14 protein-coding genes are annotated in these 13,791 nt (G+C 56.0%); 6 read left to right on the top strand and 8 right to left on the bottom strand.

The genetic code is table 11. From position 1 onward, the window contains the following. Positions 1-145: 145 nt before the first annotated feature. From ACOOGA_RS08135 to ACOOGA_RS08150, 4 genes are all read right to left on the bottom strand, one after another. Positions 146-2,422, bottom strand: a complete 2,277-nt coding sequence (locus ACOOGA_RS08135) for a GumC family protein (protein ID WP_420430407.1) — start codon at positions 2,420-2,422, stop codon at positions 146-148. Positions 2,423-2,479: 57 nt separating this feature from the next. Beyond that, complete coding sequence (locus tag ACOOGA_RS08140) at positions 2,480-2,995, bottom strand: polysaccharide biosynthesis/export family protein (protein ID WP_420430409.1); 516 nt, start codon at positions 2,993-2,995, stop codon at positions 2,480-2,482. Between the two features lie 84 nt (positions 2,996-3,079). Continuing rightward, a complete protein-coding gene (locus ACOOGA_RS08145; protein WP_420430411.1) occupies positions 3,080-4,372 on the bottom strand; it encodes an outer membrane beta-barrel protein in 1,293 nt (430 codons plus the stop codon). A 171-nt stretch (positions 4,373-4,543) separates the two neighbouring features. After that, complete coding sequence (locus tag ACOOGA_RS08150; RefSeq protein ID WP_420430413.1) at positions 4,544-5,317, bottom strand: metallophosphoesterase; 774 nt, start codon at positions 5,315-5,317, stop codon at positions 4,544-4,546. 185 nt (positions 5,318-5,502) lie between these two features. Between ACOOGA_RS08150 and ACOOGA_RS08155 the strand changes: the two genes are divergently transcribed. The 5 genes from ACOOGA_RS08155 to ACOOGA_RS08175 all read left to right on the top strand — a co-directional run bounded on the left by ACOOGA_RS08155 (position 5,503) and on the right by ACOOGA_RS08175 (position 10,507). Then, on the top strand, positions 5,503-6,264 hold the full coding sequence (locus tag ACOOGA_RS08155; RefSeq protein ID WP_417462331.1) for an SDR family NAD(P)-dependent oxidoreductase: 762 nt from the start codon (positions 5,503-5,505) through the stop codon (positions 6,262-6,264). A 121-nt stretch (positions 6,265-6,385) separates the two neighbouring features. Further along, positions 6,386-6,847, top strand: a complete 462-nt coding sequence (locus ACOOGA_RS08160) for a MarR family winged helix-turn-helix transcriptional regulator (RefSeq protein ID WP_420430415.1) — start codon at positions 6,386-6,388, stop codon at positions 6,845-6,847. A gap of 22 nt (positions 6,848-6,869) precedes the next feature. Further along, positions 6,870-7,679, top strand: coding sequence for an enoyl-CoA hydratase family protein (locus tag ACOOGA_RS08165; protein WP_420430649.1), 810 nt, complete (start codon positions 6,870-6,872; stop codon positions 7,677-7,679). Next, a complete protein-coding gene (locus tag ACOOGA_RS08170) occupies positions 7,679-8,863 on the top strand; it encodes an acyl-CoA dehydrogenase family protein (protein ID WP_420430417.1) in 1,185 nt (394 codons plus the stop codon). Before ACOOGA_RS08165 ends, ACOOGA_RS08170 begins: the two co-directional genes overlap by 1 nt. A gap of 39 nt (positions 8,864-8,902) precedes the next feature. Next, entirely contained in the window at positions 8,903-10,507 is a 1,605-nt protein-coding gene (locus ACOOGA_RS08175) for an AMP-binding protein (protein ID WP_420430419.1), read from the top strand. A 236-nt stretch (positions 10,508-10,743) separates the two neighbouring features. On the opposite strand, the gene ACOOGA_RS08180 is transcribed toward ACOOGA_RS08175, so the two are convergent. Both ACOOGA_RS08180 and ACOOGA_RS08185 read right to left on the bottom strand, forming a co-directional pair. Further along, on the bottom strand, positions 10,744-11,382 hold the full coding sequence (locus ACOOGA_RS08180) for a hypothetical protein (protein WP_417462335.1): 639 nt from the start codon (positions 11,380-11,382) through the stop codon (positions 10,744-10,746). 79 nt (positions 11,383-11,461) lie between these two features. Then, positions 11,462-11,590, bottom strand: coding sequence for a hypothetical protein (locus ACOOGA_RS08185; protein ID WP_420430421.1), 129 nt, complete (start codon positions 11,588-11,590; stop codon positions 11,462-11,464). A gap of 2 nt (positions 11,591-11,592) precedes the next feature. Between ACOOGA_RS08185 and ACOOGA_RS08190 the strand changes: the two genes are divergently transcribed. Next, entirely contained in the window at positions 11,593-11,802 is a 210-nt protein-coding gene (locus ACOOGA_RS08190; RefSeq protein WP_420430423.1) for a hypothetical protein, read from the top strand. A 78-nt stretch (positions 11,803-11,880) separates the two neighbouring features. Here ACOOGA_RS08190 and ACOOGA_RS08195 read toward each other — a convergent pair whose 3' ends face one another. After that, on the bottom strand, positions 11,881-12,588 hold the full coding sequence (locus ACOOGA_RS08195; protein ID WP_420430425.1) for a hypothetical protein: 708 nt from the start codon (positions 12,586-12,588) through the stop codon (positions 11,881-11,883). 528 nt (positions 12,589-13,116) lie between these two features. Continuing rightward, complete coding sequence (locus tag ACOOGA_RS08200; protein ID WP_420430427.1) at positions 13,117-13,764, bottom strand: hypothetical protein; 648 nt, start codon at positions 13,762-13,764, stop codon at positions 13,117-13,119. Positions 13,765-13,791: the final 27 nt, after the last annotated feature.

Here is a 13,791-nt window from a genome sequence, read left to right on the forward strand (position 1 = left end):
CAGCGCCGCAGGAAAGCCCTAAGCGAAGTCCCCTAGGCAATATGCTAAATTTTTGATAGCAAACAGCCCGTAGCCAGCGGCGTATCGACATGGTTCCCACTCAGATATGCTCAGAAGAAAAGCCCGGTGAAAAAACCGGCAATCGCTAATTTGTGTAATAGTTGCTCTTGCCGCCGTAATAATAGCCTTGGTCACCATAGCCGTAACCACGATGCCGCTTCACATCAACCTGCGTAAGCACAGCGCCCGCGATCGGTACACCAGTTTGTTGCAGCTGCTTCACAGCGGTTTTAACGATGCCCTTGGCGGTCGATTCCCACTGCACAACAAACATGATGCTCTCGGCATATTTAGCGATGATCAATGCATCAGCAACTGCCATAACCGGCGGCGTATCGATCAGCACCAGATCATACTGTTTACGCGCTTCACCAAGGAACTGATTAAACTCAGGGCCCGCGAAACGTTTCTGCGGGTTATCGTCACGTTCCGCCCACAACACATGAACGCCGGACGTTTCATCCTGATAGATCGAACCACCGGATTTGGTGGCCTTGCCGTTCAGCACGCTGTTCAGGCTGACATATTTACCCTCGTCAAGGCCGAGCCGCTTCCGAAGAACCGGGCGTCTCAAGTCAGCCTCAACAACCAGGACCTTCAGCCCTGTGCGGCCAAGGATGTGCGCGAGACAAAGCGTAGCTGTTGACTTGCCTTCCCCCGGAATAGATGACGTAACAGCCAGCACCTTTGGTGTCGCACCGCCAGCGCCACTGAACATCAGGGACGCATGAATGCTGCGGTGCGCTTCCGCGAAAGACGAGGTTGGTTTAGACACGATATATTTCTCGGGCCCCCCGCTTTGCAACACAGCTTTGCCCACAAGCGGGATCATGCCAAGTGGCCTGAGGTGCAGGTCTTGCCGAAGGATATCAGGGCTACGGTACCCGTTATCAAGCGCCTCCAGAAGGAAGGCAAGGCCGACACCAACGCCAACACCCGCAAACGCCACGAGCAGAAGGATCAGTTTCTTTTTAGGGAAGGATGCGATGGTGGGGATATCCGCTTCCGAAATGATACGGGCATCCGCCTGCTGCATACCGTCCTGGCTGGAGGTTTCCTTGAAGCGGGTCAGGAAGGTTTGAAGAAGCAGCCGGTTGGCTTCTGCTTCACGGTCCAGCTCTCGCATTTGCACTTGCGCGCGGCTGACGGTAAAGCTCTCTTGTTTAAGCCCATCCATGTTCTGCTCAAGCGTGCGCACACGAATTTCTGCGACCTCAGCCTCACCGCGGATACCCGCGACGATCTTGTTGATCTCAAGCGTGATCTTGTTCTTGATGTCCGCAAGCTCGGCCTCCACATTCATCATGCGTGGGTGCTTGGGACCATAACGGGTGCCAAGTTCCGCACGGCGACGCCGCACTTCCGATTCCTGTTCCTTGAGGCGCTGGATCAGCGGCGACTGCACCACCTCCAAAAGCCCTGAATCCTCAATATCACCATCAACGACATTCTGCTCGATCTGGCGTTGACGCGCTTGAACACGAGCCAGATCTGTTCGCGCGGTAACAAGCTGTGTATTCAACTGAGCCAGCTGTTGCTCGTTCACAAGGCCGGCTGATTGGGTCTGAATAAGCTGGTTGTCCTCCCGGAAGCGTTGCGCGGCTTGCTCAGACTGCCGCACTTTCTCACGAAGCTCAAAAACCCGCTCGTTCAACCACTCGTTCGCACGCTGCGTGGCTTCAAACTTCACCTCCAGCTGGTCTGTCAGGTAAAGATTGGCAAGCGCGTTCGCGACACGTGCCGCTTTTTTTGGGTCAACCGATACAAATGACACCTGCAAAGTATATGATCGTGGCGGGTTACTCACCGCAAGACCGGTTGAGACATTATTGATAACCTTGGCGCGCACAGCGTGAGCGATTTCTTCCGGTGTGCGTGTATCCTCCTTGCGGCCTAGAATAGCGTCACTCCAGGCGTCAGGCAGGTAGCTAAAAGGATTGAGATAGGACAGCAGACTTTTTTTCTGATCCAGCTCGGGGTTGAACTCCGGATCCTGAACGAGCTTGAGATTATCAACCAACTTGCCAACAAGCCTGCGCGACATAAGCACATCGATCTCAGTCTTGATCGCCGCCTGGTCTGTACCAACACCAGACATCACGGCCTCAAGGTCAACGACACTGTTTTTACGTGTCTCGATCGCCAGCATTGCTTCAGCGGTGTAGCGCGGGGTCAGTTGGAAAACAACGATCGCTGAGAGAACAATAAGAAACACGGCCGTGTTAACAATCACCCATTTTCGCCGCCACAATACCAGCAGGAGCGCGCGAATATCGATCTCACTGTCATCCAGCGGGCTTTGCTGGTTCTGCGGCACCGTTGGCGTTCGGTGTTCTTGGTCTGAATAATGATTGTCGTACATGGTCACAACCTAAACATCACCGGTCGACTATGATAAGCCTCCGGCGACGGCCTGAAATTAGAAGAAGCGTTCCGGTACGCGAATGATATCTCCGGGCAGTACCAGTGTGGTGTCTCGCCCGATATCAACCCGGCGGGTGATGACAATTTTTTTCTCGTTCGCCCGATAAGTGAACCCTGATGCAAGCGCAATAGCGTTGAGAACTGTCATACTGTTCACATAGGGATAGCTGCCGGGCTTCTTCACTTCACCGAGAATATAAAACGGCCGATAGTTCAGCACCTCAATGCTGACCCGCGGATTGACAAGATATCCATCCGCCAGCTTTGCGCTGATTAACTGTTCTGCAATCGCGAGATCGCGACCACCGATATTGACCGGTCCGATGAGCGGCAGAGCAACAATACCGGTGCCATCTAATTCAAATTCACCGGAAAGATCTTCTTCACCATAAACAATGACCCGGATCTTATCGCCAGAGCCAAGTTCATACCGTTCCACGTCAAGCGCCGGCGGTGTCGCTGGGCTCGATTGCGCATAAACAGTTTGGGCGAGCCCCATAAGGCTCGCCACACATAAGATTATCAAAACGCGAATTGTCTGCATTACCTCAACCAATGATTACTAACTGAACGCTCTATTGATCGAGGAGTATACTTACCATTGACCCTTGATACCAACCATAAACGAATGACGCTCATAATCCTGGCCTTGCTGCGTCGTGCCGCGGTAGTCGTAACCATAACCCGCGTTCACATTAAAGTTCCGGCTAACCAGATATTTGAGGCCAAGTTTCGCACCCCAGATTTCGTCTTCACGCGTGGTAAGTTCGAAATTCTGGCGAGTATAGCTCACGTCCGCATTCAAAAGCAGGTTGCGGCGTAGTTCATGCTCAACCCGACCGGACACGAGCGTGGCAACGATACCGGAAGAATTGACAAAATTGCCGTTGCTATCGTTACCGCCAACTGTCGTCTCTTCGATCGACCGTTTCAGCGTGCCGCGGAATGATGTCAGGCCGGTCGCATTCCACAACAGGTCCGCGCCAAAGTTGATGCCGTCCGTGTTGTTGAGCGTATCCGAATCATAAGCGCGTTTCATGTACCCGACATAAAACTCGCCTTTTGCTTTACCGGTAAAATCGAAAGCAGCACCTGCAACAGCTTCGTAACCATCAGAGTTACGCTGTGGGCCACCATCTTCTTTCGAATTGTCATATTCGATGCGGTCCATGGAACCACGGACAAAAGCTTCGTAACCGTTGGCCATTTCATAACCAACACGCATTGTGCCTTTGCGACGATCACGGTCACGGTCATCATTGTTAAGAACACCACCGCCATTGAGCGCTACATCATCAAAATCACGCTTTACATACTCAGCGTCCACCGCGAATGACAGAATGGATACATCGCGCTTGAAGCCAACCGACGCCGTCATGACGGAAAGCTGGGTCTGCTCAGCAGCGTTACCAACAGCATCCGGTGAACCGCGATCCTCATGTTTCTGATCATAAGCCACGTTGCCGTGGAAATCAGTGCCGTAGGAAAGATCTTTCCGGCCATTGATGGCAAAACCATAATCTTCGTAGTTTTCGCCACCATTATCGAGGTAACGACCGATATCTGCTTTTGCAGAAACAGCGAGGTAGCTCGAGTTCCAGTCGGAAACGAGATTGAAATTAGGTTTCACAACAGCGATGAAATCGTCTGTCACGTTGCTTTCTTGAGCATAAATGTTTGAGTTGTATTTACCTTCAACACCAACGGCTGGGTAAAACAGGAAGCTGCCAGAGCGAATGCCCGGCGCATCATAATCTGGCCGTGCACGGTCATAAACAGACTTCACTTCATCACCTTCCGCAGCGGCATCCTGCGCAAATGCTGCAGGCGCAAGTGCGGTGCTGCCAAGCAGCATGGTGGCCAAAATCATGGTCTTTTGATTTTTCATCTATCTTACCCCAGTTTGTGGAGGATGCCGAAAATACACGGCACAACGCTATCTTTGAAAACTTACGCTAATATACACAGATACTTATTGATTTCTTTACTTCATAAGAGCTTGGAAGTCCATGGTTTCAATAATATTTTACCTTGTTGCGTGAACGCAACACTAAAATATTTAGGTTGTAGCCAAAAACCGCACGTCGCCACCTTCAAGAACAGCAGCGGTTAAAACCCCGGTTGCAAACGCGCCAGTGTCCACCGCTATTCGGTTACCCGTATATTCAGGTTTTTTGACGCCTGTGTGACCATGAACAACACATACGCCGAAATTATGGCTGCTTGACGTGAATTCTTGCCGGATAGTTGTCATGTCGCGTGACCGCTGCGCCTTGAGCGGAACTCCGGGGCGCAGGCCCGCGTGCACAAAAAAATAGTCCCCCAGCCGCCAGCTTGTCTGCAGGTTCTTGAGGAACCTGACATGGTGGTCCGGCATTTTGTGAATAAGCAGGTCAGATGCCACGAGTATGTCACCTGCTACATCTTCCGATTGTAGGTCAATCCCGTAACTCACCAGCGTCGATGGCCCGCCAACGCTGAGCCACAACTGAGCCTCAACCGGGTCTTCCATAAACTGCAGCATCAGTTCTTCGTGGTTCCCGCGCAGAAAAATGGGCGTTATGCCAGGCATCTCAAACGTGGCCAAATGCTCAATCACATCAAATGATTGAAAGCCCCGGTCAACATAATCGCCAAGGAAAACCACATAGGTATCTTCAACACCCCAATGAGCGGTGCGATCTTCATCAATTTGTGCGAGCAGCGCCTGCAGCAGATCATAGCGCCCATGAACATCACCAATGGCATAAACAAGTGCGCCATCCGGCAGGTTCCAGTTCATTGGCCCTTCGGGCTCGGGATCACTTTTCCAGATTTTCCGCCAGAATGTCACGCAGGTTGGCTCCCAAACTTCGGTCGTTACAATGCTGCCAAGCTATAACAAATAAAAACCCGCACAACAAAAAAGGGCTGATATTGACGATCTGCTATACTGCTGCCTCCAGCTTCATGCGAGTAAGACGATGCTTGTTTACTTTCCTGAAGTGAGCCTAAGGTAAGGGGATGGAGGGTCAGTTTATGCGCGTACAATCACACACAGCACTTGTAACCGGTGGAGGTTCAGGTATCGGCCTCGCAGTGGCTCGCTCGCTGGCGGATCACGGTTTCCGTGTGATCATTGCCGGGCGCTCGACGGCGCGGCTTGAAGAGGCGACGAGCACTCACAAAGACCTTCACACTCTCACCCTTGATGTGACTGATGAGAAAAATGTCGGCGACGCCTTTGAAGGCCTAGTCGAGCGGGACATGATGCCCGACGTGCTGATCAATAATGCAGGCGCTGCGATTACAGCACCCCTTGAGCGCACAAACCTGAAGGTGTGGCAGTCCATGCTGGACGTTAACCTTACCGGCGCTTTTCTCTGTACACGCGCGGTATTGCCCCACATGAAAGCCCAACAGTTTGGCCGCATCATCACTATCGCCAGCACCGCTGCGCTCAAGGGTTATGCCTATACGGCGGCCTATACAGCAGCAAAACATGGCATCCTGGGCATGACTCGCGCGCTGGCACTTGAGCTTTCCGGCACCGGTGTTACAGCCAACGCTGTATGCCCCGGTTTTACAGATACGGATATTGTGCGCACCTCCGTTCAGAACATCGTGGAGAAAACCGGGCGCAGCGCTAAAGCAGCCCTGCACGAGTTAACCCAGCATAACCCGGAAGACCGACTTATCCGCCCGGACGAGGTCGCAGACACGGTGCTGTGGCTCGCTGGCGAAAAAGCCAGCGCCATCAATGGCCAGGCCATCGCTGTTGCCTGCGGCGAAGTGATGTAGTCCTCACCAGAATCCTAAAACACGCTCTATCACTCTCCCCTCACACCCGCTTGAGTCCCATTTAATTTAGTGCTAAAATAAATTTCTGATAGCCATTCAGGCAGCTATTCGAAGGGGCGATATGACGCATCATCCGGACATCAGCGAAGCGCAGCAGCGCGCGCTCAGAAGCTGGCTCAAGCTTCTCGGCAGCAGCAATGCGATCCGCAAGTCGCTGACCGCAAAAATGCAAGCTGCGCACGGTGTTTCCCTCTCCCGTTTTGATGTGCTTGCGAACCTTTACCGCGCTGCAGAAGGCGGGGTGCGGCTGTCAGAACTTTCCAAACAATTGATGGTCTCGAACGGCAACGTCACGCAGGTCATGGCACCGCTCCTGAAAGAAGGACTGGTTGACCGCAAGCCGTGCCCGAACGATGCGCGCGCCGCTGTCGCACGACTGACAAACAAGGGCGTTAAAACTTTTGAAGCCATGGCGACAGAGCATGCTTTGTGGGTCGAAGACCTGTTCGCAAGCCTGAGCGCCAGTGAGCAGCAAACCCTGCATGGCTTGCTTGAAAAGCTGACAACCGCAGACACAGAATAAGAGGATCACATCGATGGCCGACATGAACCCCAAAACATTCAAGCCCAAACATTTCCTTTGGCAGTTTGAAGATGGTGTCGCCACCGTCACGCTCAACCGGCCTGACCGGATGAACCCCCTGACGTTCGAGAGCTATGCGGAGCTGCGCGACACGTTTCGCACCCTTGTATACCTGCCCGAAGTGAAGGCTATCATCATGGCGGGTGCTGGCGGTAATTTCTCATCGGGCGGAGACGTGCACGAAATCATTGGGCCGCTCGTGAAGATGGATATGCCCGGCCTTCTCAAGTTCACCCGCATGACAGGTGATCTGGTCAAGGCCATGCGCGGTTGCCCACAGCCGATCATTGCTGCGGTGGACGGTATCTGTGTTGGCGCGGGCGCCATTATCTCCATGGCGTCAGACCTCAGGCTCGCCACCAAGGACGCCCGCACCGCTTTCCTCTTTAACCGGGTTGGCCTCGCGGGCTGTGACATGGGCGCTTGCGCCATCCTGCCCCGCATCATTGGTCAGGGCCGGGCGTCCGAGCTGTTATTCACCGGGCGCACCATGAGCGCGGAAGAAGGTGAACGCTGGGGTTTCTTCAACCGTATCGTGGCCAAAAGCAAACTGGCGGCGGAGGCAAAAGATCTGGCTGCTCGGTTGGCTTCGGGCCCGACCTTTGCGAACGGCATGACCAAAAACCAGCTCAACATGGAATGGGACATGAGCCTGGATGCCGCCATTGAGGCAGAGGCGCAAGCGCAGGCTATCTGCATGCAGACCAAAGATTTTGAGCGTGCCTATCACGCCTTTGTTGCCAAACAAAAACCTGTGTTTAAGGGGGACTGATGGCACATTCCCGCGCAGATAAAACCTTCCTGAGCTGGCCGTTTCTTAACGACCACCACCGCACACTCGCGCGTGAGCTGGACAATTGGGCTTTAAGCACCCTGCCTGCCATCACGGACACCCCCGGCGCACATGATGATATAGACAACACCTGCCGTGTGCTGGTGCGTGCGCTTGGCGCCGGTGGCTGGCTTCGCTATGCGGTGCCCAAAGCCTATGGCGGCGTGTTTGACCAACTGGACGTGCGTTCCTTATGTATCATACGCGAAACGCTGGCCCGGCATTCCGGCCTCGCTGATTTTGCCTTTGCCATGCAGGGTCTCGGCTCCGGCGCAATCTCCTTGGCAGGCAGTGAAGAGGTCAAACTCGCTTACCTGCCCCTTGTAGCAATGGGCGAAAAAATCGCGGCCTTTGCGCTCACGGAACCGGAGGCCGGGTCTGATGTCGCGCAAATCGCCAGCACGCTCGAGGAGAAAAAGAGCGGTTACCGCCTCACGGGCGAGAAAACCTATATCTCCAACGGTGGCATCGCTGATTTCTACTGCGTGTTTGCCCGCACGGGCGAAGCACCCGGCGCGCGTGGCCTGTCCGCCGTGGTGGTAGACGCGGACACCAGTGGCCTGAAGGTCAAGGAACGCATTGAGGTGATCGCGCCGCACCCGCTCGCACGTCTCAAGTTTGATGGCTGCGTAGTCCCCAAGAAGAACCTTCTCGGCACACCGGGCGGCGGCTTCAAGCTTGCCATGCAAACGCTGGATATCTTCCGCTCAACGGTGGGTGCCGCAGCCCTCGGGTTCGCGCGCCGCGCACTTGAGGAAGCTGTCCGGCATACATCGTCGCGCAACCTTTTTGGTGCCCCGCTTGCAGACCTGCCGATCACACAGGAACGGCTGGCGGAAATGGCGCTTGATATCGACGCTTCAGCGCTTCTGATTTACCGCGCAGCATGGACGAAAGACAGCGGCGCGCCCCGTGTCACGCGGGAGGCAGCCATGGCCAAGCTTTATGCCACAGACAGCGCACAAACCGTGATCGACAAGGCGGTGCAGATGTTTGGCGGCATGGGCGTCACCAAGGGCGTGAAGGTGGAAGAACTCTACCGCGAGATTCGCGCGCTACGCATCTATGAAGGCGCATCGGAAGTGCAAAAGCTGGTGATCGCCCGGCAGCTGTTATCTGAGTAGACGCACCATTTGGGAACTTTGGGAGGGGAGCCCACAACTATGCCCATAACAATGTATGAGAGCGCCCATATCGACACCTTTACGCGGGATAATCTGCCAAGCCCAGGCCTGTGGCCGGAGCTGAAGTTTACCCTGCCGGAGCTGACGTATCCTGAGCGTTTGAACGCAGCGGCTGCGCTGCTTGCAGGCGGCGCGCCAGATGCCCCCGCCATTCTGTGGGAAGGCGGCGCATGGACCTATGCGGAGTTGACCGCTGAAGCCAGCCGCATCGCGCATGTGCTCACCGCTGATATGGGGTTGGTGCCCGGGGGCCGGGTGCTGCTGCGCGGACGCAATACAGCCATGATGCTGGCGGCGTGGTACGGCGTGCTGCTGGCGGGCGGCGTTGTTGTGGCCACCATGCCGCTTTTGCGCGCGCCGGAACTTGTCACCATCTGCAACAAGGCGGAGATCACGCTCGCGCTCAGTGAAAACAGCCTGATGGATGAGTTGGCAGTTGCCGCCAAGCTCACCCACAGCAAGCTTAAAATCATGGGCTTTGGGGAGGAGAGCACGGAACTTGAAGCGCATATGAAAGATAAGCCGACCGAGTTTACCCCGGTGGCCACCGCGCAGGATGATGTGGCGCTGCTGGCTTTCACCTCCGGCACCACGGGCCAGCCCAAAGCCTGCATGCATTTCCACCGCGATGTGCTCATCATGGCTGATACCTATGCCGCTCATATTGTAGAGCCCCGGGCGGATGATGTTTTCTGTGGCTCGCCCCCCATTGCCTTCACCTTCGGGCTTGGCGGGCTTGTGGTTTTCCCCGCGCGTTTTGGCGCGGCGGTCGCGCTGCCGAGCGGCCCAAGCGCGGACGCTTTCATGGACACGATCGAACGGCATGGTGTCACCATCATCTTTACCGCGCCCACAGCCTACCGCGCCATGCTGGGGCAGATGGAAGGGCGCAGGCTCTCAAGCCTGCGGCGCTGTATCTCTGCGGGCGAAACATTGCCAGAGGCCACCTATCATGCGTGGCTTGAAGCCACCGGCCTCAAGCTGATGGACGGTATCGGCGCGACAGAGATGATCCATATCTTTATCTCGGCTCCTTATGATGAGATCAGACCCGGCAGCACGGGCAAACCCGTACCCGGTTATGAGGCCTGCGTGCTGGATGATGAGGGCACCATACTCACGCCCCCTGCCACCGGGCGGCTGGCGGTCAAGGGCCCAACCGGCTGCCGCTATATGGCAGATGAGCGGCAGAAAACATATGTGCAGGAGGGCTGGAACGTCACCGGCGATACCTACAGCCAAAGCGCAGACGGCTATTTCACCTTTATCGCGCGGTCAGACGATATGATCGTCTCTTCCGGCTATAACATTGGCGGGCCGGAGGTTGAGGCCGCGCTGCTGGCGCATGACGCGGTGGCGGAATGTGCTGTCATTGGCGTGCCGGACGCTGACCGTGGCCAGATCGTGAAGGCTTTCGTGGTCACCACAAAAGATATTGCCGGCAGCGATGCCCTCGCGGATGAGCTGAAGGCCCATGTCAAAAAAACCATCGCGCCCTATAAATACCCGCGCGCCATCACGTTTATTCATGAGCTGCCCAAAACACAGACAGGCAAGGTGCAGCGCTTTAAATTGCGGTCCTGACAGTGAACAGTCATTCCCGGCGCGCGGCCTTGGACGCAAGGGAAGGAAATCCACACTTCAAAGGTCAAGCAACCGTCTCACGATTGACTGCTGCGCTATGGACCCCCGCCTTCGCGGGGGTGACAACGAGCATGCCAAACAAAAAAGGCCGGGCAAACCCGACCTTTTTGAAATTCATTCACTTGCCTGAGGCCCGCCCTGCCCTTAGGTCGGGCCGCCCTTAGGCTGCGACGCCCTTAGACCGGGCTGCCAGCCTGTGATGGGTTTGGCTCAGGAACTTCCGGCACGACTGGCTCTTGCGGCGGCGGTGGAGGGGTCTGACGCCGCGTCACTGCACGGCGCTGGACTGTCGGCGTCTGCCCGGTTTGCTGCTGGGTATTACCTGTCTGTGTAATCACACGACCCGCGCTGCCACCGGCGTTAACAAACGCCATGGCAAGGTTGGTAGACCGGCCAATGGCAACCTGGGTTGTGATATTCGATGCTGTGGCGGCATCACCCCGGTCCATCGCTGTGGTCGAAACGGTGCTGGCTGCAACACCAACCTCATTCACGACAGCCTCATCACCAACGTCCTGCGCGATATTCACCGCCTGAATCACAAGGTCGGCTGCCCCGCTCACGTCCGTGGCGGCCAGTGTTGTCGCCGCTCTGGCCAGCGCCCGTGCAAGGCCTGCGCCGTTGCCAGCCGCCTGCTCACGCGTAATGATCGCTTGCACCGTGGCAGCATCACCAGCCGCTGCCAGAAGTTCAGCTTCCAGCGCGCTGGCAGCATCTGCCGTTTGTGCTTCCGCCTGCGGCAAAAGCGTGGTTGGTGCAAACATTGGTGCCGCAGTGACAATACCTAAAGCAGCAATCATAATGGCTATACGCATGAGTATGCTCCAATTTCATAATAGTGCCCCACCGGAGCATTTCCCTTATTTTGCCACATACGCCCGTAATGGTCAAAACTTATGTCTCGTCACCGTTTTCAGCGTTGAACGCCCAGACTGTAGCGGTGCAGACAAGGTGCGGCGTTTCAAACAGCGCAAGGCCTGCGCCACGCTCGTTTACCGGTATCCCGTGCCCTGCCGGAGACAAAGATGTTTTCGCTTTCAGCTAAGTCTTTGTTTGTTTTCTGGACCCCGCAATGTCACCTGCCTGCGGCAGGGCACGGGATGACAAAAGTGTGCGCCATCAAACGCCGGATCCGAAAGATAGAAGGGTTGTCAGGCTGCAAGCCTCGGCAAGACGAAGCCAAACAAAAAAGGCCGGGCAAACCCGACCTTTTTGAAATTCATTCACTTGCCTGAGGTCCGCCCTGCCCTTAGGTCGGGCCGCCCTTAGGCTGCGACGCCCTTAGACTGAGCTGCTCCTAGACTGAGCTGCTCCTAGACTGGGCTGCCAGCCTGCGATGGGTTTGGCTCAGGCACGATCGGCACGACTGGCTCTTGCGGCGGCGGTGGTGGGGTCTGACGCCGCTGCACAGTTTGCGTGGTTGGCGTGGTTGGCGTTGTGGTCGTCGTTGGCGGCACTACCCGGTCGTAAGCCTGTTTCGCCCTTGTATCACCGTTAGCATAAAAGCTTTCGCCCACGCTGGTGTTGCTGGAAAGCTTGGCTGCGGTCGCCACAGATATCACTGCTGCTGCCGCATCTGCATCACCTTCAGCAGATCTACCCATGAGCACCACCGCGAGCGAGGCCGATGCGCCAACCGCAGAACCAACTGTATTGTCTGCTGCCGCGACAGACGTGTCGCTTGCGATGAGCATGGCTGCATTCACCAGCGCGGCGGCGCCAGTCGGGTTGGAACTCACAAGTGATACACCGCTCTCAGCAACAGCCTTGGCAACCTTGGCCAGCGTCGCTGCATTGCCAAAGGCTGTCTGCTGTTCGATCAACGCATTAAGGCCAGCGGTATCCCCGGCGTTGGCCAATGTCACGATCTGCGTTTGCAGGGCCTGTTCTGCCGGGGTCAATACCACAGTCGGGGTCAATGCAGCAGCAGCCTGCGCGTGGGCGGCAGGGCTGAGCGCTGGCACCAAGGCTGGTGCGCCGGTCATGATACCAAAAGCGGCGATCAACATTGCAAAACGCATGGACATGCTCCAATCCAAAAAAGTGCCCGTTGGAACGTAGCCAGCGGGCCATGTAGATATTCTGTCAAAGATTTGCACAAACTGGCAGGGCTGTCAAAAACATATGTTTGCCAAGAACTTGGTGTTTGACCGGCTGTGGCTTTTGCACCGCGCACCCCTGCGCAGCGCCACGGGCCGATGCCCGCCTTCTCATATCATCATCCCATGCCCTGCCGGAGACAAAGATGTCTTCGCTTTCAGCTAAGTCTTTATTTGTTTTCTGGACCCCGCAATGTCACCTGCCTGCGGCAGAGCACGGGATGACAAAAGTGTGCGCCATCAAACGCCGGATCCGAAAGATAGAAGAGCTGTCAGGCTGAAAGCCTCGGCAAGACGAAGCCAAACAAAAAAGGCCGGGCAAACCCGACCTTCTTGAAATTCATTCACTTGCCTGAGGCCCGCCCTGACCTTAGGTCGGGCCGCCCTTAGGCTGCGACGCCCCTAGACTGAGCTGCTCCTAGACTGAGCTGCTCCTAGACTGGGCTTCCCCTAGACTGGGCTGCCAGCCTGTGATGGGTTTGGCTCGGGCACGATCGGCACCACTGGTTCTTCCGGTGGTTTTGGAGGAGTGATACGATCTAGGGTGGTATTGTCTCGCGTCGGTGTGAACACTGGAGAAGTTTCCCCCCCAGTATCGGTGGCGCCGCCCTGAGGAACCACAGAACCGCCGGTGCCACCAGAGTTAACATAAGACGAGGCAATTTCCACACTCGAGTTGGTGGCAATTTGCTGTGAAATAGCCGTTGCGAGTTCGCTATCACCCCGGGCAACCGCTGTTGAAGCAACGGTGCTGGCTGCGGCGCCGACCTCACTCGAGACAGTCGAATCACCAGCGGCCGCTGCGATATTCACCGCCTGGCTCACAAGGTCGGCGGCGCCGGTCACATCCGTGGCGGCCAGTGTTGTCGCCGCTCTGGCCAGCGCCCGTGCAAGGCCCGCGCTGTTACCAGCCCCCTGCTCACGCGTAATGATCGCCTGAATAGCGGTAGCGTCACCAGCCGCTGCCAGAAGTTCAGCTTCCAGCGCGCTGGCGGCATCTGCCGTTTGTGCTTCCGCCTGCGGCAAAAGCGTGGTTGGTGCAAACATTGGTGCCGCAGTGACAATACCTAAAGCGGCGATCATAATGGCTATACGCATGAGTATGTTCCAATTCTTTCCATTATA

Source organism: Kordiimonas sp. (genome assembly GCF_965216265.1).
GTDB lineage: Bacteria > Pseudomonadota > Alphaproteobacteria > Sphingomonadales > Kordiimonadaceae > Kordiimonas.

Excerpts from the sequence above, each read along its gene's own strand:
- ACOOGA_RS08135 (WP_420430407.1), bottom strand. The coding sequence starts at position 2,422 with ATGTACGACAATCATTATTCAGACCAAGAACACCGAACGCCAACGGTG.
- ACOOGA_RS08145 (WP_420430411.1), bottom strand. The coding sequence starts at position 4,372 with ATGAAAAATCAAAAGACCATGATTTTGGCCACCATGCTGCTTGGCAGC.
- ACOOGA_RS08155 (WP_417462331.1), top strand. The coding sequence starts at position 5,503 with ATGCGCGTACAATCACACACAGCACTTGTAACCGGTGGAGGTTCAGGT.
- ACOOGA_RS08160 (WP_420430415.1), top strand. The coding sequence starts at position 6,386 with ATGACGCATCATCCGGACATCAGCGAAGCGCAGCAGCGCGCGCTCAGA.
- ACOOGA_RS08165 (WP_420430649.1), top strand. The coding sequence starts at position 6,870 with ATGAACCCCAAAACATTCAAGCCCAAACATTTCCTTTGGCAGTTTGAA.
- ACOOGA_RS08170 (WP_420430417.1), top strand. The coding sequence starts at position 7,679 with ATGGCACATTCCCGCGCAGATAAAACCTTCCTGAGCTGGCCGTTTCTT.
- ACOOGA_RS08175 (WP_420430419.1), top strand. The coding sequence starts at position 8,903 with ATGCCCATAACAATGTATGAGAGCGCCCATATCGACACCTTTACGCGG.
- ACOOGA_RS08180 (WP_417462335.1), bottom strand. The coding sequence starts at position 11,382 with ATGCGTATAGCCATTATGATTGCTGCTTTAGGTATTGTCACTGCGGCA.
- ACOOGA_RS08190 (WP_420430423.1), top strand. The coding sequence starts at position 11,593 with ATGTTTTCGCTTTCAGCTAAGTCTTTGTTTGTTTTCTGGACCCCGCAA.
- ACOOGA_RS08195 (WP_420430425.1), bottom strand. The coding sequence starts at position 12,588 with ATGCGTTTTGCAATGTTGATCGCCGCTTTTGGTATCATGACCGGCGCA.
- ACOOGA_RS08200 (WP_420430427.1), bottom strand. The coding sequence starts at position 13,764 with ATGCGTATAGCCATTATGATCGCCGCTTTAGGTATTGTCACTGCGGCA.